At 60.3% G+C, this 22,334-nt stretch carries 21 protein-coding genes and 1 other annotated feature; of the genes, 12 read left to right on the top strand and 9 right to left on the bottom strand.

From position 1 onward, the window contains the following. Positions 1-93: 93 nt before the first annotated feature. The 4 genes from J2T55_RS11270 to J2T55_RS11255 are packed head-to-tail and all read right to left on the bottom strand — an operon-like array spanning position 94 to position 4,494. Positions 94-2,271, bottom strand: coding sequence for a xanthine dehydrogenase family protein molybdopterin-binding subunit (locus J2T55_RS11270; RefSeq protein WP_259056783.1), 2,178 nt, complete (start codon positions 2,269-2,271; stop codon positions 94-96). Positions 2,272-2,274: 3 nt separating this feature from the next. Further along, a complete protein-coding gene (locus J2T55_RS11265) occupies positions 2,275-2,730 on the bottom strand; it encodes a (2Fe-2S)-binding protein (protein ID WP_259056782.1) in 456 nt (151 codons plus the stop codon). A gap of 50 nt (positions 2,731-2,780) precedes the next feature. Further along, entirely contained in the window at positions 2,781-3,377 is a 597-nt protein-coding gene (locus J2T55_RS11260; RefSeq protein WP_259056779.1) for a nucleotidyltransferase family protein, read from the bottom strand. A 4-nt stretch (positions 3,378-3,381) separates the two neighbouring features. After that, positions 3,382-4,494, bottom strand: a complete 1,113-nt coding sequence (locus J2T55_RS11255; protein WP_259056776.1) for an XdhC family protein — start codon at positions 4,492-4,494, stop codon at positions 3,382-3,384. A gap of 132 nt (positions 4,495-4,626) precedes the next feature. Between J2T55_RS11255 and J2T55_RS11250 the strand changes: the two genes are divergently transcribed. Genes J2T55_RS11250 through J2T55_RS11230 form a run of 5 tightly spaced genes read left to right on the top strand, consistent with a single transcriptional unit; the run spans position 4,627 to position 8,026 of the window. Beyond that, the gene (locus J2T55_RS11250) at positions 4,627-4,890 is read left to right on the top strand and encodes a DUF4404 family protein (RefSeq protein WP_259056775.1); all 264 of its coding nucleotides are present in this window, start codon (positions 4,627-4,629) and stop codon (positions 4,888-4,890) included. A 12-nt stretch (positions 4,891-4,902) separates the two neighbouring features. Continuing rightward, the gene (locus J2T55_RS11245; protein ID WP_259056773.1) at positions 4,903-5,604 is read left to right on the top strand and encodes a TVP38/TMEM64 family protein; all 702 of its coding nucleotides are present in this window, start codon (positions 4,903-4,905) and stop codon (positions 5,602-5,604) included. Then, the gene (locus tag J2T55_RS11240; RefSeq protein WP_259056772.1) at positions 5,601-6,602 is read left to right on the top strand and encodes an amidoligase family protein; all 1,002 of its coding nucleotides are present in this window, start codon (positions 5,601-5,603) and stop codon (positions 6,600-6,602) included. Before J2T55_RS11245 ends, J2T55_RS11240 begins: the two co-directional genes overlap by 4 nt. Then, positions 6,580-7,383, top strand: a complete 804-nt coding sequence (locus J2T55_RS11235; RefSeq protein WP_259056771.1) for a gamma-glutamyl-gamma-aminobutyrate hydrolase family protein — start codon at positions 6,580-6,582, stop codon at positions 7,381-7,383. The genes J2T55_RS11240 and J2T55_RS11235 overlap by 23 nt, the downstream gene beginning before the upstream one ends. 37 nt (positions 7,384-7,420) lie before the next feature. Continuing rightward, complete coding sequence (locus J2T55_RS11230) at positions 7,421-8,026, top strand: DUF502 domain-containing protein (protein WP_259056770.1); 606 nt, start codon at positions 7,421-7,423, stop codon at positions 8,024-8,026. Between the two features lie 7 nt (positions 8,027-8,033). On the opposite strand, the gene J2T55_RS11225 is transcribed toward J2T55_RS11230, so the two are convergent. Both J2T55_RS11225 and J2T55_RS11220 read right to left on the bottom strand, forming a co-directional pair. After that, on the bottom strand, positions 8,034-8,588 hold the full coding sequence (locus J2T55_RS11225; RefSeq protein WP_259056768.1) for a ferritin-like domain-containing protein: 555 nt from the start codon (positions 8,586-8,588) through the stop codon (positions 8,034-8,036). A gap of 209 nt (positions 8,589-8,797) precedes the next feature. Next, the gene (locus J2T55_RS11220) at positions 8,798-9,088 is read right to left on the bottom strand and encodes a hypothetical protein (protein ID WP_259056767.1); all 291 of its coding nucleotides are present in this window, start codon (positions 9,086-9,088) and stop codon (positions 8,798-8,800) included. 444 nt (positions 9,089-9,532) lie between these two features. Between J2T55_RS11220 and J2T55_RS11215 the strand changes: the two genes are divergently transcribed. The 5 genes from J2T55_RS11215 (at position 9,533) to J2T55_RS11195 (ending at position 14,693) form a co-directional block, all read left to right on the top strand. Then, positions 9,533-11,431 carry a methanol/ethanol family PQQ-dependent dehydrogenase gene (locus J2T55_RS11215; RefSeq protein ID WP_259056757.1) on the top strand — a complete coding sequence of 633 codons (1,899 nt, stop codon included), beginning with the start codon at positions 9,533-9,535 and terminating at the stop codon, positions 11,429-11,431. A 176-nt stretch (positions 11,432-11,607) separates the two neighbouring features. Then, a complete protein-coding gene (locus J2T55_RS11210) occupies positions 11,608-12,306 on the top strand; it encodes a glutamine amidotransferase (protein ID WP_259056755.1) in 699 nt (232 codons plus the stop codon). A gap of 13 nt (positions 12,307-12,319) precedes the next feature. After that, positions 12,320-12,886 (top strand): hypothetical protein, encoded by a 567-nt coding sequence (locus J2T55_RS11205; protein WP_259056753.1) that lies wholly within the window; start codon positions 12,320-12,322, stop codon positions 12,884-12,886. Positions 12,887-13,062: 176 nt separating this feature from the next. Continuing rightward, on the top strand, positions 13,063-14,175 hold the full coding sequence (locus J2T55_RS11200) for a DUF481 domain-containing protein (protein WP_259056751.1): 1,113 nt from the start codon (positions 13,063-13,065) through the stop codon (positions 14,173-14,175). A 17-nt stretch (positions 14,176-14,192) separates the two neighbouring features. Further along, positions 14,193-14,693 (top strand): DUF309 domain-containing protein, encoded by a 501-nt coding sequence (locus J2T55_RS11195; protein ID WP_259056744.1) that lies wholly within the window; start codon positions 14,193-14,195, stop codon positions 14,691-14,693. Positions 14,694-14,945: 252 nt separating this feature from the next. Here the strand turns inward: J2T55_RS11195 and J2T55_RS11190 are convergent. From J2T55_RS11190 to J2T55_RS11180, 3 genes are all read right to left on the bottom strand, one after another. After that, positions 14,946-16,165, bottom strand: a protein-coding gene (locus J2T55_RS11190) for an IS3 family transposase (protein WP_259056742.1) whose coding sequence is annotated in 2 segments (ribosomal slippage) — positions 14,946-15,883 and positions 15,883-16,165 — 1,221 coding nt in all. Because the reading frame shifts where the segments join, the coding sequence is not laid out codon by codon here. Beyond that, positions 15,771-15,887: a sequence feature (AL1L pseudoknot), on the bottom strand. It overlaps the preceding gene by 117 nt. Positions 16,166-16,311: 146 nt before the next feature. Further along, positions 16,312-19,509 carry an isoleucine--tRNA ligase gene (gene ileS / locus J2T55_RS11185; protein ID WP_310521987.1) on the bottom strand — a complete coding sequence of 1,066 codons (3,198 nt, stop codon included), beginning with the start codon at positions 19,507-19,509 and terminating at the stop codon, positions 16,312-16,314. 158 nt (positions 19,510-19,667) lie between these two features. Further along, positions 19,668-20,486 (bottom strand): M23 family metallopeptidase, encoded by an 819-nt coding sequence (locus tag J2T55_RS11180; RefSeq protein WP_259056739.1) that lies wholly within the window; start codon positions 20,484-20,486, stop codon positions 19,668-19,670. Between the two features lie 136 nt (positions 20,487-20,622). Between J2T55_RS11180 and J2T55_RS11175 the strand changes: the two genes are divergently transcribed. Further along, on the top strand, positions 20,623-20,982 hold the full coding sequence (locus tag J2T55_RS11175) for a sirohydrochlorin chelatase (RefSeq protein WP_259056735.1): 360 nt from the start codon (positions 20,623-20,625) through the stop codon (positions 20,980-20,982). A gap of 254 nt (positions 20,983-21,236) precedes the next feature. After that, complete coding sequence (locus J2T55_RS11170) at positions 21,237-22,244, top strand: alpha/beta hydrolase (RefSeq protein WP_259056733.1); 1,008 nt, start codon at positions 21,237-21,239, stop codon at positions 22,242-22,244. Positions 22,245-22,334 lie beyond the last annotated feature (90 nt).

Here is a 22,334-nt window from a genome sequence, read left to right as displayed (position 1 = left end):
GCGCCTACGTATGTGGCGGTTCCACAGATGCAAAGACAGGGAAATACTCCTGAAGGTGACATCTGTCACCATCGGGCTTTATGATCTTTTATTTCAAGCAGTTACCTCGTCGGCCCGGAGCGGCAGATCACGCAGGCGCTTGCCGGTGAGGGCAAACAAGCCATTCGCCACCGCTGGCGCAATCGGCGGCGTGCCGGGTTCACCGATACCGCCAAGATCAGCACCGCTGTTGACGATCTCGACCTCGACTTCAGGCATGCGCTGCGGCGGCAGGAACGGATAGCTGTCGAAATTGGCCTGCTCGACCTTGCCGTCGCTAACCGTGATCTGCTCAAGCAGGGCCGCCGACAGGCCGAATGCAATGCCGCTTTCCATCTGCATGGTGACTATGCGCGGATTGACGGCAAAGCCGCAGTCGACCGCGCACCAGACCTTGTGCACCTGGATCTCGTCGATGTCGCTGATCGACACTTCGGCGACCTCGGCGACGATGCTGTTGAACGACTGGTGCAAAGCCACGCCCATGGCATGCTTGCGACCGTCATCGGCATCCCAGGCCTGCCCTTTCCAGCCCGCCATCTGCACGGCGGTATCGAGCACCTTCCTGAAGCGCGGCTCTTCGTTCAACATCGAGCGACGAAACTCGATCGGGTCCTGCTCGGCGGCATGCGCCATTTCATCGATAAATGATTCGGTGAAAAACGCATTCATCGAATGACCGACCGAGCGCCAGAAACCGATCGGCGCGGCCACCGGCCGGTAGACATAGTCGGCACGCTTGTTGGCGATGGCGTAGGGCTGGTGCATGACACCTTCCATCACGGATGGATCGACTTTCATTTCCTCGTCCGGACTGGACATGTGCCGCCGTATGGGGCCGTCGCCGGCGGTGGTGGTGTGCAGCGAGACCGGCTGGTTGTCATCGTCAAAGCCGGCGCGATAACGCGCCGCGATCAGCGGTCGGTAAAAGTCGTGCTGGGTGTCTTCCTCGCGCGTCCAGATGACCTGGATCGGCGTCCCCTTGCGCCTGTTTGCCAGCGTCACTGCCTGAACCGTGTAGTCCATGATGAAGCGCCGGCCGAAACCGCCGCCGAGATACGGTGTATGTACCGTAATCCGATCGGCGTCGAGACCGGTCACCTCGGTTGCGGCCATGACGACACTGTCAACGCCCTGGTTCGGTGCCCATACCGTGCAATGACCCTCTTCCACCAGCGCGGTGCAGTTCATCGGTTCGAGTGTGGCATGGGCAAGAAATGGCGCATGATAGTCGGCACTGATCGTCCGCGCCGCGGCGGCCAGGGCTGCCGGTGCATCGCCGCTGTCCTCGGCGGCAACGCCGCTGTCGTCGAGATGCTGATCGAGTTCGTCGCGGTAGGCGTCGCTGGAAAAACCGGCGCTGTCCGTTTCGCTGGTATCGAATTCAACCGGCAATTCAGCCAGCGCCTGCTGCGCCTGCCAGTAAGTCTGCGCGATCACGGCGACACCATTCGGTATCTCATCGACCGCGATCACGCCCGGTTTATCGCGCACCGCTGCGGCATCGACGCTTTTCACCTTGCCGCCGAATACCGGCGACTGCTTGACCGCCGCGTAGACCATGCCGTCGACCCGCACGTCGATGCCGAACTGCGCCTGGCCGTTTGACTTGATCGCGCTGTCGGTGCGCGCCACCGGTGTGCCGAGCAGACGGTAGTCAGCGCTGGATTTCAGCTCGACATCAGCAGGTGTTTCCAGCTGTGCGGCCAGCGGTGCCAGTTCGCCGTAGCCCAGCGAACGGCCGGATTGTTCATGAACGACCCGGCCATTGTCGGTGCTGCACTCGGCCAGTGGCACGCCCCACTCATCGGCCGCGGCCTTCATGAGCATCTTGCGCGCGGTGGCGCCGGCGGTGCGCAACGGCTTGAATGCCGAGCGCACGCTAAACGACCCGCCGGTAAAGCGCCGGCTGCCATCGTACAACAGTCGATAGGCCTCGCCCGGGGGTGCCTGTTCAACCCGAATAATGTCCATGCCGATATCGAGTTCCTCGGCGATCAGCATCGGGATCGAGGTATACGTCCCCTGTCCCATCTCGATGTAGGGATTGCGGATCGTGACGGTACCGTCATCGGCAATGCCGATATAGGCATTCATGTCGCCGTCAACATCGTCAGCCAGGGCGGCGCGGCCCAGCGGCAGATGCAGGCCGAGCATAAAGACACCGGCACTGGCAGCGCTGCCGCCGAGAAACCGGCGCCGACTCAGGGAAATGTTCGTGATCGTTGTCATGGCCTAGACCTCCTTGCGCGCGGCGCGCTTGATGGCGCGGTGAATGCGCAGGTAGGTGCCGCAGCGACAGAGATTCGCCATGCCATCCCAGATGTCCTGGTCGCTGGGTTCGGGGTTGTCCCTGAGGAACGCGGCGGCGGCCATGATCTGGCCGGACTGGCAATAGCCGCACTGCGGCACGTCCTCGGCCACCCAGGCCTTTTGCAACGGATGACTTACACCGTCCTCGGACAGCCCCTCGATGGTGGTCACCGATTTACCAGCCGCCTGCTTCAGCGGCGTGATGCAGGAACGCGTCACTTCGCCATCGACGTGTACGGTGCAGGCACCGCACAGTCCCTGGCCGCAGCCGAATTTGGTGCCGGTCAGCCCGACGATGTCACGCAACGCCCACAGCAACGGCGTCTCGTCGCTGGCGTCGATATCGTGTTCCTTACCATTCACAGTCAGTTTAGCCATGGTCTTTTCCCTTGGTTGCAGCTCAACGATTCATTAATAATCAGCAGGTATTACAACAGTCCCTGCGCCCGGGCGCTGGCCGGTGTATCGACATCCAGCGCCGCGGCCGGCATGTCGACACTGACCACCTGCGCCGCGTCGGCTTTTAACAGTTCTCGCGCGCCATGATCGCCGGACAGGCCCAGCAGATCGGCAAAGCGATCGCGCGGCCAGATCACCGGTACGCCCTGAATACCGTCGTAGGCGGCAGCGACGATCCGATCCGACTGAACACGCCAGCTGGCTGCCAGTCGTTGCAGGTCGGTCGCGGTCAGCTCCGGCTGATCGCAGGGCAGGATCAGCACGCCGTCGGCGGTCACCGGTAGCGCCGTGATACCGGCGCGGATCGACGACGCCATGCCACTCTGCCAGTCCGGGTTGATCAGCCGGCCCAGCGGCAGGTCGCTGATGGCCTGACCGATTTCGGCCGCGGCGGCACCGACTACCACCGTCACCTCGTCACACACCACCAGGGCCTGCCGGCACGCCCGGTGCAGCAGCGTTTCATCGTCGACCTGCAGCAACTGTTTCGGCTGGCCGAGCCGCTGCGAGCCGCCGGCGGCCAGCACCAGCCCATGCAGTTCGTATTCTTCTCCGGTTACAGCCATGAGCTCAGTTCGCCGGCGCCCGGCTCTGAATGGGCTGCTGCTTGTCGCGCAGCGGCCGGGCATCGCGTTCATGCAACACCGCGTGAATTTCGCTGACCAGTGACAGCGCGATCGATTCCGGCGCCGCACCACCGATATCCAGGCCTATAGGCGCGTGCAGCCGATCGCCGAAGTCCGTCGCGGCAAGTCCGCTCGTTCGGAACAGCTGTTCGCGGCGCGCGCGCGGGCCGAGCAGGCCGAGATAGCGGCACGGCAGGTTGACGAGCTGTTGCAGAAAGCGCGTGTCGTAGTCGATGTTGTGCGTCATCAGCACGACGGCATCGATACGCCGGCTGGCAATGCCGTCGAACAGCGTTTCGGGCCGCGCATGCACGACGGCTTCGGCAGCGGGAAAGCGCGCCGGTTCGGCATAGGCCGGGCGATGGTCGACCAGCAGCACGCGCCAGTCGAGTTGCCGCGCCAGGTTGACGATCGGTGCGGCGTCGGCACCGGCACCTATCAATAACAGGCGCGGTGCCGGGCGGATATAATCGTAGAACACGCTGACATTATTATCGTGATGCACCAGCGTGGACTGGCCGAGCAGGGCCACGGCCCGCGTCTCCGCCTGGATGGCGGCCGCGGTCTGTGCCGCCATTGCCGCCGGCGGCTGGCCGTCGGCGACACTTGTCCCGGCGTCCGCACCGTCGCAGACCGTGGCGATCACGTGACTGTCGTCGCTGGCCAGCGTCTGTTCCAGCAGCGCCAGCGTCGGATCGCTGCCGGTGGCTTCAAGCCGTTGCAGGAGAATGCGCACCGCGCCGTTGCAGCCCAGGCCCAGACCCCAGAGTGCATCCTCGGGCGCCCGCATGTCATAGAACAGCAGGCGCGGCTGACCGTCGGCGAACACCGCCTGGGTCTGTTCGTAGAGATCGCCCTCGAAACAGCCGCCGCCGATGAGGCCGTGGAAACGACCGTCCGCGCTGATCAGCATGCGCGCACCGGCCTTGCGATAGGTCGAACCCAGCGTCTCAACAACGGTGGCCAATACCAGTGGCTGCGACTGCACGGCCAGCCGATGGTAGTGGCCGACAAGGCTGGTCAGACCACACTCCGCAGTCGCGGCAGGTTGCGACATTCGAATCACACCATGAGGAACAGATAATAAGCTAGCTTAGCATCTGCCGGGCGAACGGTCACCCACGCGCAAGTGACGACAGTTCGCGTATACTGGCAACATATCATCGTAAGCACCGACTGGATGGGAATTATGTCTGAAGACAAACTGCGTCAGGAACTGGAACGCCTGAAAGAGGAAGCCGCCAAACTGCCGAGCGACGATGCCGCCGGCCGCGCGCGGCTGGATGAAGTCATCAAACGCGTTGAATCGAAACTGGCCGAAGACCAGGACGATGATGACGAAGGGCTGTTCGATCAGTTGCAGGAATCGGTCTCACACTTCGAGGCCGAACATCCGCGTGCTACCGCCATCCTCAACGACATCATGGTCACCCTGAGCAATATGGGCATCTAAGCCGTCCCCGTCGTGTTCAAGGCCGCCCTGATCGGCGCCCGGCGCCGGCTGCTTCTGTTCAGCCTGATCGTCATTGCCGGCCTCGTCGGTTGGCATTACCTGCCGCTCGGTGACTGGCTGGATACATTCAGCACGCTTCTGCAACAGCTGGGGCCGCTGGCGCCGCTGTTTTACGCGCTGTTTTATGTGCTTGCCACACTGATCCTGGTGCCGCTGGCGCCACTGGCCATCGCCGCCGGCTATCTGTTCGGCCTGCAACAGGCCTTTGTTGTCACACTGCTCGCCGCTACCGTCGGCGCGCTGGCCGCGTTTTTATTGTCACGCCACCTGCTCAGCCGCAGCTGCCGCGAACTCATGCAACCGTATCCCACAGTAATGGCCGTCGAGCACAGCATTGCCGCCCAGGGCTGGTTGATCGTGTTCCTGCTACGCCTGAGCCCGGTGATACCGTCGCACCTGCTCAATTATCTCTGTGGCATCACCGACATCGCCCTGCACCACTACACGCTGGCAACTTTTTTCGGCAAGGCGCCGCTCATACTGCTGCTCAGTTACATCGGTGCCTCCGCCGCGCAGCTTCAGACGACTGCGTCACCGTCGCCTTATCTGCATCTGCTACTATACGGCGCTGGTTTATTATTCACGCTGCTGGCGTGTTGGCTGGTGGGCCGTCGGGCACGGCGCGAGCTCGCAAACAAGGGACTCAGGCAATGACTGAATTCATCATGCCACCGGTGCGCTACGGCAGTGATGGTCATGAACGCCGTGTCGGTTACGAGATCGAGTACGCCGGCGTCGATATCGACGCCTCGGCCGATATCGTCCACCGCCTCGCCGGCGGCACGCTGGAAAAGTGCAACCCGTTTCATTACGAGATCCGTGACAGTGCCTATGGCCGGTTCAGCGTCGAGATCGACGCCAGCCTGCTGCACGAACAGGAATACGAAAAATACCTGGACCGCACCGGCATCGATCTCGATCAGCTCGACCTGCGCGCGCCGCTGGAAAAACTGCTGCGCTCGGTGGCCACCATCATGGTACCGCACGAAATTGTCACACCGCCGCTGGCATTGAGCGACATGCATGTGATTGATGACATCCGGGCCGAACTGGTCAAGGCCGAAGCGCGCGGCACGCGCGAATCCGTGCTTTACGGCTTCGGCGTCCATCTCAACCCGGAACTGCCGGACACCGGCGCGACATCGCTACTCGCGCATCTGCGCGCCTACTGTCTGCTGTACGACTGGATCTGCAGGCATTCGAAAATTGACTGGTCGCGCCGCGTCGGTCCCTACATCAACCGCTATCCGGATGACTATATCGACCTGATCATGCAGGTCGACTATGCGCCGAACCGCTCACAACTGGCCGACGATTACGTCCGCCTGGTACCGTCGCGCAATCATGCCCTCGACATGCTGCCGGCACTGGTCGCTCTCGAGGGCGACCGCCTGCTGACCAAGGTAAAGGAGCCGGCACTCATCAAGCCACGGCCAGCGTTTCACTACCGCCTGCCCAACTGCCTGATCGGTGACCCGGACTGGCGCGTGGCTGACGAGTGGAATACCTGGGTGCGGGTGGAAAAGCTGGCCGCGAATGCAGCGCTGCTGGAAGAACTCATGCAAGCCTATCGCCGCTACCGCGGCTCCTGGTTTACGCAACTGCGCGGCGACTGGCCCGAGCAGGTCGATGCGATCATCAGTGACCTCTAGGCACCGGCCACTGATCGTGGTCAGCGGCCCGGAGCGCGGCGGCCAGCTGGCCTGGCTGTTCACCTGGCTGGCGGTACGCCGCGCCGGTGGCCGGGCCCGACGGGTGACCGCGGCGCTGCCCGACCGGCCGGAAGAATTCGATGGCCTTATCATCGGCGGCGGCGCCGATGTCGACCCGGAGCTGTATGATGAAGCACTGGGCTGGCCGCACCCGCAACGCGAACGTTCGTTCCTGAACTGGCTGCTGGCCGCTGCTGTCTACCCGCTGCTGTTCCTGGCCCGCTGGCTGTTCAGCACCAAGCGCTACAGCGGCATCGACCAGGCACGCGATACGCTGGAATACGAACTACTCGCCAGGGCCATAGAAGGAAACCGGCCGGTGCTCGGCATCTGCCGGGGCGCGCAGTTGCTGAACGTCTACCTGCGTGGCAGCCTGCACCAGAATATCAGTGGCTTTTACACGGAATCCGCACCGAGCTGGTCGATACTGCCCTGCAAGACCATTGATATAGACACGGACAGCCGCTTGCACGCTGTTCTGCAAACATCGCGCTGCCGCGTGAACGCGCTGCATAACCAGTCGATCAAGACGCTGGGTAAGGCGCTACGGGTATCGGCACGCGAAACCAACGGCATCATTCAGGCCATCGAGACAAATCGCGGCAGCTACGTGATCGGCGTACAGTGGCACCCGGAATACCTGCCACACCATGCCAGACAACAACGGTTATTCAGGGAACTGGTCCGCGCCAGCGACCAGTATCAGGGGGAGACTCAATAACATACCGGCTAATCAACCCTGGGGCGCCAGCATGACCATGAAAAAGTTTACCAACTACCTGCTCCGCGGCATTCTGACCTTGCTGCCACTGGTGCTGACCATATATCCGTTATATTACTTCTTCTCCTGGACCGATCGCATCGCGCAGAATCTGCTCAAGCCGTTCATCCCGATGTACGAGTACATTCCCGGCACCGGCATGGCGCTGGGCATCGTGACGCTGTTTCTGCTCGGCCTGCTCATGTCGAGCCAGTTCGCCCAGCGCATTTACTCGATCATCGAATTGCCGTTTCGCAACATCCCGATCGTCAATAGCCTGTACAACGCTCTGAAGGAACTTGCCAACTTTCTGGCACCGTCCGACGAGCGTGCCGCCAGCAAGGTCGTGCTGGTACGGTTTCCGGGCTACGAATTCGATATCATCGGCTTTGTCATGCGCGAAGACATGGATGATATGCCGGCAGAGATCGAAAAAGAGGGGCGTTGCGTGGTTTATATACCGATGAGCTACCAGGTCGGCGGGTTCACATTATTTTTACCCAACGACTGGCTGACGCCTGTTGATATGCCCGTGGATTCCGCCATGAAGAACACCCTCACGGGCTGGATCACCCGCGAAGACGGTCAGCACACACCGCGCTAGCACTGATTCAATTATAACCCTCGAGCAGACCGGCCATGTCGTCGGCGTGCTCTTCCTCAACGGCAAGGATCTCTTCCATCAGGCGCCGGGTGGTCGGATCCTTGTCACTCAGGTACTGAATGATCTCGCGATAGCTGTCGATAGCGATACGCTCGGCGACCAGGTCTTCCTCGATCATCTGCCTGAGGGTATCGCCCTCGACGTATTCGGAATGACTGCGCGTGAGCAGACCCTCGGGTGAGAAGTTTGGCTTGCCGCCCAGCTGAGTAATACGCTCGGCAATCTGGTCGGCATGCTGCTGTTCCTGCTGGGCGTGCTCGAGAAACTCCTGCGCCACCATCTCGGCATTCAGCCCGTCAGCCATATAATAGTGATGCTTGTAGCGCAGTACACAGACGATCTCGGTCGCCAGGGCCTCGTTCAGAATGCTGATCACCGTTTCCCGATCGGCGGTATAGCCGTCGGTGATTGCGCCATTCTGGATATTTTCGCGCGCCCGTTCACGGATTTTCTTGATGTCCGAGAGGAAGGGTTGACTGGCACTTCCCGTGGCGTTGCTCATGTCATTGTCTCCTTAACAAAGTAATGGTTATTCGAAACAAGGCTGACCCAAACCACATTGTCCAGCCTGAACTTATACTGTATTCATCTGACTGTCGTGTTCTCTATGAATTCATCATATCGATGACCGGCAGGCTGTTCCATGCCGCACACAGTCCGAAAAAAAAGGCGGCATAGTGGCCATGCCGCCCGCCAGGGTTCAGCGCGGGTTCAACCCGGGCGTTGCTGTCGGTCAGACCCGCTATCACCCGATTTGTCAGACTGCAGCTGCAAGACCTCGGCCTGGTGATAGGTTACGGGCGTAACCGCGACATAATCGGCCGATTTGCGTGAAAACTGGTACATGGGCTGAAAATCGGAGTCGTCATTGACTGCCAGTATATCTTCCTGATGCTCGGTTGCCGGCATCGGCTTGTCCGCTTCGTCATCCGTGGCGGCCTGAACACTACCAAGGCTGGCCAACAAGCCCATTGTCATAAGTATTTTAACGGTGGTCTGCATAACGGCTTGCACCTCCGTTGGTGAAAATTTCGTATCTGAATCAGAGCCATGAGCCGCCGCGGAACCCGTCGGCTCCGTTAACACCGGCGTGCATGTCTCTATCACGTCCCGACAAATGTGTGGCCAAGAGTTCCGCACTGCAACAATTCATCCGCGCGGTTTCACCGTGACCGGCCTGCAAGGTCCCGGGAATGGTGCAGCGCTCAAGCAGGAATTATTCCTGAAAAAAAAAGCCTGTTTTTCCTGATTAATCATGGATTTATTTAACCACCCGACGGACTGGTTCAAGCTCGAAACGGGACCGGCAAATACTTTATCCATTCGTTTGTCTCGAATGGTTGTTTCGATAGAAGCTGATATCACGCCCAGACGCGGACTCGTAACATCCTGACCAGCGTGCAAAAGCACGTGCAACAACAACTCTAGTGTTAGGAGGAGAGTTACATGAACAAGCTTAGTGTATCCGGCATCGTTGCCGCGCTGGGACTGGCAGTCAGCAGTCCAGTTATGGCCAACGCCGAGCTGGAAAAGCTGATGGACGACCCGAATTACTGGGCCGCACCCACGGGCGATTATAAAAACCATCGTTATTCCGAACTGGACCAGATCAACACCAAGAATGCCAGCAAGCTGCAGTCAGCCTGGACCTTCTCGACCGGCGTTCTGCGCGGTCACGAGGGTGGACCGCTGGTACTGCCGGGTTCGGCGACCGGTCTGGATCATGACACGCTGTATATCCATGCCCCGTTCCCGAACAACGTCTTTGCCATCAACCTGGATAACCTGGAGATCGTCTGGGAATACGCCCCGCAGCAGGACTACGACACCGTCGTACCGGTGATGTGCTGTGACACGGTCAACCGGGGCCTGGCCTATGGTAATGGCAAGATCTTCCTGCAGCAGGCCAACACCAAGCTGGTGGCCCTGGATGCAGCCAACGGTGAAGAGGAATGGTCAGTCATGAACGGCGACCCGGAAAAGGGCGAGACCAACACCAACGCTCCGCACGTGTTCGGTGACAAGGTCATCACCGGCATTTCCGGCGGTGAGTTCGGCGTCCGCGGTTTCCTCGTTGCCTACAACATCGAGGACGGTTCTCAGGCCTGGAAGGCTTACAGCACCGGCCCGGACGATGAAATGCTGGTCGATCCCAAAAAGACTACCCACATGGGTGAGCCGATCGGCAAGAATTCCTCGCTGAACTCCTGGTGCGCTGGCAATACCGATGACAACTGGTCCTGGAACGAGGGCGGTGAATGCGCCGAGACCTCCGACCAGTGGAAGACCGGCGGTGGCACAACCTGGGGCTGGTACTCCTATGACAAGGAGCTGAACCTGGTCTACTACGGCACCGGTAACCCGAGCACCTGGAATCCGGTGGTCCGTCCCGGTGATAACAAGTGGTCCATGACCCTAATGGCCCGCGACCTGGACACCGGCATGGCCAAGTGGTTCTACCAGATGACCCCGCACGACGAATGGGACTACGACGGCGTCAATGAAAATATCCTGGCCGATATCAAGGTCAAGGGTAAGGAGCGCAAGGTCCTGGTCCACTTCGACCGCAACGGCTTCGGCTATACGCTGGATCGTAAGACCGGTGAACTGCTGGTTGCCGAGAAGTTCGACCCGGCCGTCAACTGGGCCAAGAAGGTCGACATGAAGACCGGCCGTCCGGTGGTCGACGAGCGTTACAGCACGCGGCAACAGGGCGAGGACACCAACTCCAAGAATGTCTGCCCGGCCGCACTCGGTTCCAAGGACTTCCAGCCGGCAGCCTTCTCCGAGAAGACCAAGCTGTTCTACGTGCCAACCAACCATGTCTGCATGAACTACGAGCCGGTCAGCTACGCCGCCGGCGGTAGTGAATACACCGCGGGTCAGCCCTACGTGAACGCCATCCTGACGATGTTCCCGGCCGGCGCCGTTGAAGATGACGGCACCAACAACATGGGCAACTTCATCGCCTGGGATGCTGGCAAGGGCGAGATCAAGTGGTCCATTCCGGAGCAGTTCTCGGTCTGGAGCGGCGCCCTGGCCACCGCCGGTAACGTGGTGTTCTACGGCACGCTGGACGGCTACCTGAAGGCAGTCGATGACAAGTCCGGCAAGCTGCTTTGGAAATTCAAGACCCCGTCCGGCATTATCGGCAACACCAATACCTGGAAGCATGACGGCAAGCAGTATGTCGGCGTGCTGTCCGGTCTCGGTGGCTGGGCCGGTATCGGCTTCGCCGCGGGTCTTGAGAAAGACACCGACGGTCTGGGTGCGGTCGGCGCCTACAAGGGCCTCGACAAGTACACCCGTCTCGGCGGTACGCTGAACGTCTTCAGCCTGCCGTAAGTGAAGGTGTCATAAGTACTTCCCTTCCTCCTCTATTAGTGAGGGAATCAAACGGCCCGCTCCGGCGGGCCGTTTTTTTTGTCCTGTCATCACACCCTGTTTCCCCGAACTGCATCTGACCACCCGCATCAGGCGTAGTAAGATGAGCCTGATCTCACAAAACAGGAAACGCTCTCATGCGTGAAGCCATCGCCATTCGCCATGTTGCATTCGAAGACCTCGGCTCTCTGGCGCAGTACTTGCCGGCACTGGGCTACGACATCCGGTATATCGACGCCGGCCGCGAGCCGCTGTCGCTGGAGCACCTGACCAATACCGATTTACTGATCGTGCTTGGCGGCCCGATCAGCGCCAATGACGAGGCGTTGTACCCGTTCCTGGCCGAAGAACGCCAGGCCATTGAACAGCGTATTGAGCAAAAGAAACCGACGCTGGGGCTGTGCCTGGGTGCACAGCTTATCGCCCGCGCCCTTGGTGCCCGGGTTTACCCGGCCGCTGCCCCGGAAATCGGCTGGGCGCCGGTTGAACTGACTGCAGCGGGCCGCAACAGCTGCCTGCGGCACCTCGATGGATTGCCGGTCATACACTGGCACGGCGAAACGTTTGAGCTGCCGCCCACAGCCGTGCACCTAGCACGCTCCGCCAGTTGCGAACATCAGGCATTCCAGCTGGAACAGCACACACTGGCATTGCAGTTCCATCCCGAGGTCGATGCAGCTGAGCTGGAGAGCTGGTACATCGGCCACACGCTGGAACTCACTCAGGCCGGTATTGATATCAACCTGTTAAGACAACAAGGCCGGGAGCGGGCACCGGCGCTCGCCGCCGCTGCGCACGACTGTCTGAGCGACTGGCTGCGGCAACAGACAAACTGATCGGAGTGACACGATGCGAGCGATAGTCTTTATCACAACCATTGTCATGGCGGGCGTCGTATCGCCGCTGCTGGCCGAAGACATGCCCATGATGGTGCATAGTGATACCCGGCAATACACCGAGGATGGGCGCCTCAATGGCTGCGGCCTGATGATTACCGCGACCGGCATCAACGGCGAATATATTTCCACCATCATCAAATTAATGCGCGCCGGCGAGCGTGACAGCGAACTGGAATATACCGTGGCCGCCGGCAATATCGATTACACCAATGGCCGCGAGAGTTACGACTATGTCGAGACTGCCTGGCTCGAGACAGAAACAGTCAGCACCCGCGATGAAATTGCCGACAGTGGCCGCGCAGCCAATAACAATGCCTATCGCGCCCGGTACAACAGAGACAACGCACAGGCTTTTTATGCCGACATCCTTGAAGATCCCTTCAAACTCACCCTTATCACTGCCCTGCACAGTACGCCGTACACACATACCTTCGAACAACCGTTCGACACCTATGTAACCAGACAGGCCGAAAGCTGCCTGCGCGATTATCGCCAAGCACTCAGCGCCGGCAACTAATGTAGACATATCCATAACAGAACAATCCCGGCCAGACTCTTTCTGGACAAAAGCTGTATCCCGGTACGCACCGCACCCTCACGTTGTTACAATCCGCCGCTTTTAAATCTGCAAGGGGGTACTGCGTTTTGTTTTCTCGCCTGAAAGTATGTTGTTTTGTTCTGGCCAGCGTCGCCATGTCTCCCGTTAATGCCGACGAAGTACTGCTTGACGATGGTAGTCGACTGAAAGGCACGGTCAAACAAATCGCCAGCGGCACACTCGTCATGGACACTGCCTTTGCCGGCGACGTTCAAATCACGCTGAAGAATATCGATCGCCTGTCCACCGACGACAAGCGTTTTATACAACTGGACAGCGGCGACCGCATCGCCGGCCAGCTGGTGATCAACGATGAAGGCCAGCAGCAGATCGCCGGCACCGCCTTCGGTACCATCGATATTGATACCGCACGCATCAACGGGTTGTGGAGGACGGATGAAAAGCGTCCGGTCATGGACCAGCTGGAGCAGGAACACCAGCAGGAAGTTGCTGAACTCAAGGAGAGCCAGGAACAGGAAGTCCAACAATTGCAGTCGAACTACGAGGCCGAAGTCCAGGAACTGCGGCAGCGGCGTGACGAACTGGAAGATCCGTGGAGCGGCAGTCTGGCCTTCGGCCTGCAGGGCGCCAGTGGCAACACCCAGCGCTTTGGTATCCAGGGCCGTGCGGATGTGTACCGGGAAACCGATTTCGACCGTCTGGCGCTATACCTGGAAAGCAACTACCAGAGCGAGGACAGTTCCAAAACCGTCGATGAGCAACTGGCCGGCGCTTTGCTGGAACGCGATATCACCAACCGCCTGTTTGCCTTCGGCCAGACTGATTTCGAGATCGATGAATTCGAAAATCTCGATCTGCGCGCCCTGGCAACCACGGGTCTGGGTTACTTCTTTATTCGCCAGCCGAATCTCAAATTCAAGGGTCGCGCCGGTGTCGGTTACCAGTTCGAGAGCTTCAGCGACGGTACGACCAACAAGGAGCCGACCGGACAGCTCGGTTATGATGTCAACTACACTTATAACAGCTGGATCAGTGTATTCCACAACCTGACCTACTACCCGGCGTTCACCGATCCGGCCGAGGATTTCCGCATCGTGACCAACTTGGGCGGCGAACTGCCATTGACCGACGGCAAGGCCTGGAAGCTGCGTGCCAACGTGCGCAACCAGTACGACAACCAGCCGGCCGCCGGTGTCGACAACACCGACACGACCTATCAGCTGAACCTGGTCTACGACTGGAAATAAATGCATCATGCCGGGCCATGACCCTGCGTTACAGTCGGAAACCCTTCCCCGCCTACCGTTATATCCCGGGTCGGCAGCCGCACCCGACCCGGGATCCGGACGGTCATTCCTACGGCAGCGAACCGCTGGAGCTGGCGCAGTTTGACCCGGCGGACTGGCACAACTGCGACGAGTATCTATACGCCATCGATTTGCTCAACCACGGCTACTGGTGGGAAGCCCATGAATCACTGGAAGCCATCTGGCTGGCCGCCGGTCAGCGAACCACGCAAGTGGGTCGCTTCGTGCAGGGCCTGTTACAGATCGGTGTCGGCATACTGAAACATCACCAGGAACAGGAAGGCGGTGCCCAGCGCCTGTGGCAATCGGGGCTGGACAAGATCAGCGTACGCGACCCGATCTACCTGGGGCTCGACACGCGCGCCCTGCAACGGTCCGTACGCGAACTCATCAATGGTGAACGCGATGCGCTGCCGGAGCTGGTTCTGCACTTCGACAAGGGTAACGATAAAGATTGATCATTGTCCGCTAATGAACGCGAATCCCTGCGCTAACCGCCGGCGGCACAAAAATGATGGGTTGATGCGCGCCATAGGCGGCGGGCATTGACAGCTACCTTTTATTCCCTCCCCCTCGACGGGGGAGGGTCGGGGTGGGGGTGATTGGATGATCGAGGATGTTTAACTCACCCCCCATCCATGCTTCCCCCATCAAGGGGGAAGAGATAAAGGTGAACCGCCCCGGTTATACCGGAGACTGATTTGTGTGAGTCAGGCGGCGATGGCCTGACGGTTCAGGGTTTCATGGTACTGCTGTTCAAGTTCGACCGGTGGCCGGTAACCGTTCGGTTCCAGTAACCGCCGGTTGTTGAACCAGTCGACCCATTCCAGCGTGGCGTACTCGACATCGTCGGTACCGCGCCACGGCCCGCGATGCCGGATAACCTCGGTCTTGTACAGGCCGATAACACTTTCCGCCAGGGCATTGTCATACGAGTCGCCGGTACTGCCCACCGAACCCTCGATGCCCGCTTCGGCCAGTCTATCGGTGTAGCACACGGACAGATATTGCGACCCACGGTCGCTATGGTGGATCAACCCGTCACATCCCGTGCGTTCATGCAGTGCCTGCTCCAGGGCATCCAGGACCAGCCCGGTCTGCATCGACTTTGCCACCCGCCAGCCGACGATCTGCCGGGCAAATACATCAATGATGAACGCGGTATAGACGAAGCCGGCCCAGGTCGCCACATAGGTGAAGTCGGCAACCCACAGTTGGTTCGGCTGCCCGGCCCGGAACTGCCGTTGGACATGGTCGTCCGGACAGGCCGCCGCCGGTGTTGGTCGCGTGGTCCGGCAGCTGCGGCCCCGGACCACGCCCTGCAGCCCATCGCGCCGCATCAGCCGTTCCACCGTGCAGCGCGCCACATCAAAGCCTTCCCGCTTCAGCTGGTGCCAGACCTTGCGGGCGCCGTAGGTCTGGAAGCTGGCTTCCCAGACGCGCCTTATCTCATCGGTCAGCCAGGCATCGCGCTGTACCTGTAATGGCCGGCGGGCCGTAGCCACTTCGCGTGCCTTGTGTTCATAGTAGACCGACGGGGCAATCGGCAGTTGTCTGCAGATCAGCTCGACCCCGTATTGGTCACGATACCGGTCGATGAACGCGACCATTACTTGCGTCCGCGGTCGAGCTCCGCCGCTGCAAAAAAAGCCGACGCCTTACGCAGGATCTCATTGGCCTGCCGCAACTCGGCATTCTCGCGTTCCAGCGCCTTCACTCGTTCCTGCTCGGACGTCGTCGGTCCCGCTCGCTCACCTCTGTCGCGCTCGGCCTGACGGACCCAGCGCCGCAGCGTCTCGTTCTTGCAGCCGATCTTGTCAGCGATCGATTCGATCGTCGCCCACTCCGAGGTATGCGAAGCCTGCTGCTCACGCACCATCCTCACGGCCCGTTCCCGCACTTCCGTTGAGTATCTCGTTGACTTGCTCATGGACGTCATCCTCTCAAACTAGGACGTCTCCGGAAATCCCGGGCGGTTCAAGGTGGCACTACGCGCTGTTGGTTGATGCGCTCCCACAGCGTAGAATTTTTTTATGGGTTGTTCTCGGCGCGGTCGCCGCTCCTACAATCAACCACTCAACCAGTCACACGCGAAATGGCAATGGTCAGTTGCTGGTCATCAATGTCATAGGATTCCCGCATATCACCGGCCGGTTCGGTTGCCATTTCCAGCGCCAGCGCCAGCGTTTCGCTACGAATCCAGTCGGCGTGCGCGGTAATGGCCGCGGCAATCGCTGGCGAGGCCTGGTACTGGATAGTGATACGGTCGGTGAGATTCAGATCCGCCTGCTTGCGCAGGTTCTGTATGCGGTTGACGGACTCGCGTGCCAGACCGCGCGCCAACAGTTCATCGGTCAGCGTGGTATCGAGTGCAACGGTAATACTGCCATCCTGGGTCACCAGCCAGTCACCCACCGGTTCACTCAGCACTTCCAGGTCGTCATCTGTCAGCGTAACGGTTTCGCCATTGACTTTCATACTCAGCTGATTATCTGCCAGGAAACGCGCGATAACATCATGATCCAGTTCGCGCACCTGCTTGCCCAGCGGCCCCATCAACTTGCCCAGGCGCGGGCCCAGCTTCGGGAAGTTGGGCTTGGCGCTGTAACGGACGATATCGCTGGAATCCTGGATGTACTCGATCGCCTCGACATTCACTTCATCAAGAATGATGTCGCTAACCTTCTCCACCAGTTGCCGGTCGACGCCCCCCTTGCCGGTGACGACCAGAATGCGCTGCAACGGCTGGCGCACGTTGTGCCGCGACTTGTTTCGCAGCAGCAGGGTTGCGGTCACGATGCGCCGGGCGATATCCATGCGCTTTTCCAAATCGGCATCACGCACATTGTCTTCAACCTCTGGAAAATCAGCCAGGTGCACGGAACCGGCTGCTTCATCAGCAATACCGTTCAATGCACGATGCAACCAGTCGCCGAAAAACGGGGCAACCGGCGCCATCAATCGCGCAATGGCGGTAAGACATTCATACGTGGTCTGGTAGGCAGACAACTTGTCGGTGTCCGACACGATACCGCCGCGGCCGGGCTTGGCCTTCCAGAACCTTCGGCGTGAACGGCGGATGTACCAGTTGGAAAGATCATCGACGAAGGTTTCCAGGGCGCGCGCCGCGGTGGTTGATTCGTAGCGATCGAACGCCGCATCCATATTGGCGATGGTGGTATTCAACCGGCTCATAATCCACTGATCGAGTTCGCTGCGCGCACTGACGGGCAAACGCTCCTCATCGCAGTGAAAACCGTCGATGTTGGCGTAGCTGGCAAAAAACGAATAAACGTTTTCCAGGGTACTGAAAAACTTGCGCCGCGTTTCCGTCAGGCCGCGCAGCGAAAACTTCATGCTTTCCCAAGGCGGCGAATTGCTGGTCATGTACCAGCGCAGCACGTCGGCGCCGTTTTGCTCAATCGCCTCGAACGGATCGATCGAGTTACCCTTGGACTTCGACATCTTCTCGCCGTTTTCATCCAGCACCAGGCCATTGACGATGACGTTGCGATAGGCAACCGAGTCCATGACCATCGTCGCCAGTGCGTGTAGCGTGTAGAACCAGCCGCGCGTCTGGTCCAGTCCCTCGGCGATAAAGTCGGCGGGGAAATTCTCTTTAAACCGATTCTCGTTCTCGAACGGATAATGCCACTGCGCGAACGGCATCGCCCCGGAGTCGAACCATACGTCCATGACATCGGTAACGCGCCGCATGGTGCCGCCGTCAGGTGCCGGCCAGGTGAGCTCGTCCATGTACGGTCGATGCAGATCCAGCGTCGCGTCATCCGGCAACTGTTCGCCGCACCTGTCACGCAGTTCAGCGACTGAACCGATGACCTCGAAATGATTCGAACCGGGTTTGTCTGACACCCAGATCGGCAGCGGCGTACCCCAGTAACGCTTGCGACTCAGCGCCCAGTCAACGTTGTTTTCCAGCCAGTCGCCGAAACGCCCCTGGCCGATCGCAGCCGGATACCAGTGGATGGTGTTGTTGAGTTCGACCAGGCGATCCTTGACCGCGGTGGTGCGCACGAACCAGCTTTCTACCGGGTAGCTCATCAACGGCGTACCCTTGCGCCAGTCATGCGGATAGTTGTGCCGGTATTGCGTCTGCTTGAACAGCAGATCCCGCTGTTTCAGGTCACGGGCGATCTTCTTGTCCGCGTCCTTGAACCAGAGGCCGGCGATCAACTCGACATCGTCATTGAAACGGCCGTCCGGCTGGACCGGATTGATCAGCGGCAAGCCGTTGCTCTTGCCGACCTCGTGGTCATCGGCACCGAAGGCCGGTGCTATATGAACCACACCGGTACCATCCTCGGTGGAGACGAAATCCGCCGCCACGACGCTGTGTGCATTCGGATAGTCGCCTTCCGGTAACGGCGTTTCGAACAGCGGCTGGTAACGTGTGCCGACCAGTTCGCTGCCCTTGTAGCTGGCGATAATTTCGGGCGCGTCGACTTCAAGAATGTCGAGTAGCGCGCGTGCCAGAACGAGATAACGTCCCTCGATCTGCGGGTCGGCCACCTTGACGTAGTCGATGTCGGTGCCCACTGCCAGACCGGCGTTCGACACCAGCGTCCATGGCGTCGTGGTCCAGGCGAGAAACGCCGTGTCCGTTGCATCCCGCAGGGGAAAGCGGATATAGACACTGGGATCGTCGACTTCCTTGTAACCGAGGCTGACTTCGTGCGAGGACAGCACTGTTTCCGAGCCCGGGCTGTACCACTGGATCTTGTATCCTTTATAGAGCAGTCCCTTTTCATGCAGCTGTTTGACCAGCCACCAGACCGTTTCGATGTAGTCGTTCTTGAAGGTGATATAGGGATCGTCGAGGTCGACCCAGTAGGCAATACGCCGGGTCAGGTGATCCCAGTCGTTCTTGTAACGCAGCACGCTTTCCCGGCAGGCGGCGTTGTATTTCGCGATGCCGTATTCCTCGACCTGGTTGCGACCCTGCAGACCGAGCTCTTTCTCGACCTCGATCTCGACCGGCAGGCCATGCGTATCCCAGCCGCCCTTGCGATCGACCCGGAAGCCCTTCATGGTTTTATAGCGGCAGAAGATGTCCTTGATCGTCCGCCCCAGCACATGATGAATACCGGGCCGGCCGTTGGCGGTCGGCGGGCCTTCATAAAAGGTAAACACCGGTCCGTCACGCCGGGCGTCGAGACACTGCCGGAAGACGTCTTCCTGCTCCCAGCGGGACAGGGTTTCGCGTTCCAGGACCGGCAGGTCAAGGCCCTTGATTTCCTTGAAGGTCATGCTCATGTGAATACGGCTGTCTGCGTGTCGGCGTCGCGGGGACGCGTTTTTAGTATTATTGAAATCAGGCGGCATGCGCTTTGCCGCCTGTATGATATAGAAATCAGGTCGTCATTGGCGAGCGGCGCGGCAGATTCAGCCGCGGCGAACCATGATGACAAGCCTCAATCGGGCATGGGGCCGAGCAACAGACGCGGGTCAATGTGGCGATCGAACCAGCGCATACCCCAGTGCAGATGCGGCCCGGTGGCACGCCCACTCTGACCGACCCGGCCGATCAGCTGGCCCTGGTCGACCCAGTCACCGCGCTCCACCGCCAGCTCGCTCAGGTGAATGTAGACCGAGCTCAGACCGAGACCGTGATTCAGCATCACGGTGGTGCCGTTGAAGTACATGTCCGGGTGCGTGAACGCCACCACACCGGCGGCCGGCGCCCGGATCGGTGTACCCGTATCCGCGGCGATATCCAGCCCGTAGTGCGGCCGCTTCGGTTCACCGTTCAGTATGCGCTGGCTGCCATAGACGCCGCTGATGCGGCCGGCCAGCGGCCATTCGAAATCGATGCCGGCATACAGATTGTCATCCTTTTGCAGTTCGGCGCGGGCGGTACTGATCTGCTCGCTTTCGCGGCCGATGCGTTCGAGTACCGCCGCGGGCGGCGAGACCTTCTTGTCCGGCAGACCGTCGATGCGCTGGATATCGTAGTCGCGCTGGCGAATGTCCAGGCGTCGCTGCTCACGGCGGCCGTCAGCGTAAATGACCTGCAGCGTCACCTCGGCGGCGGCGTCACGATCAAAGCCCAACAGGAAACGGCCGTCGTCAGTGATGGGCACCGGCTCACCGTCAAGCCTGACTTCGGCATCGACGTCATCAAGCTGACCCTGAACCAGGCCGCCCTGAACACGTTCGCCCTGCAATTGCAGCGCCGCGACCGGCGACGCCAGCAGGGCCATAAACAATGACAAACCAAAACGGAACTTCATGCTGATAATGACTGACCTATGCGAGTCTGATTGATTTGACGGATCGGGCGGACACATAAAACATCGGAAACGGTTATTATTGCTGATTCATTGCGTCGTTTACAGTTTCACGCCAGCCATAAGCGGATATTCACTAATGAAATTCCTTCTCCTCGTCGCCCACGGCAGCCGCCGATCGGAATCCAACACCGAGGTCGAGCAGGTCGCGGCGCGTCTTGCCGAGGCCGCCGCGAGCGAGTACGACGGCGTACTGCACGCCTTCCTGGAACTGGCCGAACCGTCGATCCCGGACGGTATCGACGCCTGTCTCGCCGGCGGCGCCGACGAGGTCACCGTGCTGCCCTACTTTCTCGCCGCCGGACGCCACGTCAGCGAGGACATCCCCGAGATCGTCGCCGCCAAGCAGGCCGAATATCCCGACCGGGTGATCCGCATCGCCCCCTACCTCGGTACCGCCGGCGAGCTGCCCGAATTACTGCTGAACCTGAGCCGCTGACCGCCGCTTAAAATTGCACCATTAGAGTGCATTTGTTATTGCAGCGCACCATTCCGCGTGCCCGCAACGCGATCTCGGCCCGTTCCCCGCTCCTGCCTAGACCAGCTTATTTTAGCAACCTTTTGATTTTTAATAATTAATTAAAAAATCATGGCGCTGGCACAGGCTTTGCGAGGACCTTTCTGTAGCCACAACAAGGGCTCCGCCGCCCACGCACGCTGCCGGACGGCAGGGTCTCCGCTTCAGGAGGAACCATGCATATCAGTCCCTTGCGTCCCGACCCGTTTTGCACCGGCCTGCTATCGGGCCTGCTGCTGTTGATCATGACTGTGCCGCTGGCCGCGAGCGAGCGTCCCGGCCGGCTCGTCGACGTCGGCGGCCACCGGTTGCATATCCACTGCAGCGGTTCGGGCAGTCCGAGCGTCATTATCGACGCCGGCATGGGCGGCTTCTCGCTCGAGTGGCAGCGCGTCCAGAACCATCTGGCCACGCAGGTGCGCGTCTGCAGCTATGACCGGGCCGGCTACGGCTGGAGCGACAGCGGTCCGTTGCCACGCACCAGTAGCCGACTGGCGAGCGAGCTGCACACCCTGCTGCACCGGGCTGAAGTCGAGCCGCCCTACCTGCTGGTCGGCCACTCGTTCGGCGGTTACAACATCCGCGCCTTCGCCCACGCCCACCCGAATGAGACGGCCGGGCTGGTGCTGGTCGATGCCTCGCATCCGGCCCAGTTCGACCGTTTTCCGGGCAGGCAGTCGCCGGGCGCGCTCACAACTGCCGGTAACCGCCACACGCTCATCAGCCGACCGGTCATGCCGGCCAACTACCCAGCGGAACTGCAGCGCCAGTCGCGGGTGTTGGCAGCCACCTACAAGGCACGCCGGGCCCAGGCAGAAGAGTTCCGCGGCTTCATGGCCAGCGCCGCCGAGGTGCGCAACATGGTGCTGCCGGACGTGCCGATCCTGGTGCTGAGCCGCGGCCAGCGGGTCTGGCCGAACAACGCCTACGGCGACGAAATGGAACGCGTCTGGACCGAACTGCAGGCCGAACTCGGCCATCTGTCGTCGCGCACGCTACAGCTCATCGCCGCCGACAGCGGCCACCTAGTCCACTTCGACCAGCCGCGCGCGGTCAGCTACGCGGTATTGCTGACCGCGACCGCGGCACGCGCCCGCTGGCGCAACTGGGAAGCGGTTACCAGCAACAGCGACGGTGTCATCGCGCCGATCCTCAACCAGGCCACCTACCTGGCCCAAAACTAGGGCCTGTTGATCTTTCACATGGGCAGCCACATGATTGCACAGGCCAACGCAATCATACTGGCATAGTTTCGCTGCAGTTTGTCATAGCGC

This window comes from Methylohalomonas lacus, assembly GCF_024808875.1.
Taxonomy (GTDB): Bacteria; Pseudomonadota; Gammaproteobacteria; order Methylohalomonadales; family Methylohalomonadaceae; genus Methylohalomonas; species Methylohalomonas lacus.
Note: the sequence above shows the minus strand (reverse complement) of the source record. Positions and strands in the feature narration are given on the sequence as shown.

What these genes read in the sequence shown, in the direction of transcription:
- J2T55_RS11270 (WP_259056783.1), bottom strand. Translation starts at nt 2,271, where the DNA reads ATGACAACGATCACGAACATTTCCCTGAGTCGGCGCCGGTTTCTCGGC.
- J2T55_RS11265 (WP_259056782.1), bottom strand. Translation starts at nt 2,730, where the DNA reads ATGGCTAAACTGACTGTGAATGGTAAGGAACACGATATCGACGCCAGC.
- J2T55_RS11260 (WP_259056779.1), bottom strand. Translation starts at nt 3,377, where the DNA reads ATGGCTGTAACCGGAGAAGAATACGAACTGCATGGGCTGGTGCTGGCC.
- J2T55_RS11255 (WP_259056776.1), bottom strand. Translation starts at nt 4,494, where the DNA reads ATGTCGCAACCTGCCGCGACTGCGGAGTGTGGTCTGACCAGCCTTGTC.
- J2T55_RS11250 (WP_259056775.1), top strand. Translation starts at nt 4,627, where the DNA reads ATGTCTGAAGACAAACTGCGTCAGGAACTGGAACGCCTGAAAGAGGAA.
- J2T55_RS11240 (WP_259056772.1), top strand. Translation starts at nt 5,601, where the DNA reads ATGACTGAATTCATCATGCCACCGGTGCGCTACGGCAGTGATGGTCAT.
- J2T55_RS11235 (WP_259056771.1), top strand. Translation starts at nt 6,580, where the DNA reads ATGCGATCATCAGTGACCTCTAGGCACCGGCCACTGATCGTGGTCAGC.
- J2T55_RS11230 (WP_259056770.1), top strand. Translation starts at nt 7,421, where the DNA reads ATGAAAAAGTTTACCAACTACCTGCTCCGCGGCATTCTGACCTTGCTG.
- J2T55_RS11225 (WP_259056768.1), bottom strand. Translation starts at nt 8,588, where the DNA reads ATGAGCAACGCCACGGGAAGTGCCAGTCAACCCTTCCTCTCGGACATC.
- J2T55_RS11220 (WP_259056767.1), bottom strand. Translation starts at nt 9,088, where the DNA reads ATGCAGACCACCGTTAAAATACTTATGACAATGGGCTTGTTGGCCAGC.
- J2T55_RS11215 (WP_259056757.1), top strand. Translation starts at nt 9,533, where the DNA reads ATGAACAAGCTTAGTGTATCCGGCATCGTTGCCGCGCTGGGACTGGCA.
- J2T55_RS11210 (WP_259056755.1), top strand. Translation starts at nt 11,608, where the DNA reads ATGCGTGAAGCCATCGCCATTCGCCATGTTGCATTCGAAGACCTCGGC.
- J2T55_RS11205 (WP_259056753.1), top strand. Translation starts at nt 12,320, where the DNA reads ATGCGAGCGATAGTCTTTATCACAACCATTGTCATGGCGGGCGTCGTA.
- J2T55_RS11200 (WP_259056751.1), top strand. Translation starts at nt 13,063, where the DNA reads ATGTCTCCCGTTAATGCCGACGAAGTACTGCTTGACGATGGTAGTCGA.
- J2T55_RS11195 (WP_259056744.1), top strand. Translation starts at nt 14,193, where the DNA reads ATGACCCTGCGTTACAGTCGGAAACCCTTCCCCGCCTACCGTTATATC.
- ileS (WP_310521987.1), bottom strand. Translation starts at nt 19,509, where the DNA reads ATGAGCATGACCTTCAAGGAAATCAAGGGCCTTGACCTGCCGGTCCTG.
- J2T55_RS11180 (WP_259056739.1), bottom strand. Translation starts at nt 20,486, where the DNA reads ATGAAGTTCCGTTTTGGTTTGTCATTGTTTATGGCCCTGCTGGCGTCG.
- J2T55_RS11175 (WP_259056735.1), top strand. Translation starts at nt 20,623, where the DNA reads ATGAAATTCCTTCTCCTCGTCGCCCACGGCAGCCGCCGATCGGAATCC.
- J2T55_RS11170 (WP_259056733.1), top strand. Translation starts at nt 21,237, where the DNA reads ATGCATATCAGTCCCTTGCGTCCCGACCCGTTTTGCACCGGCCTGCTA.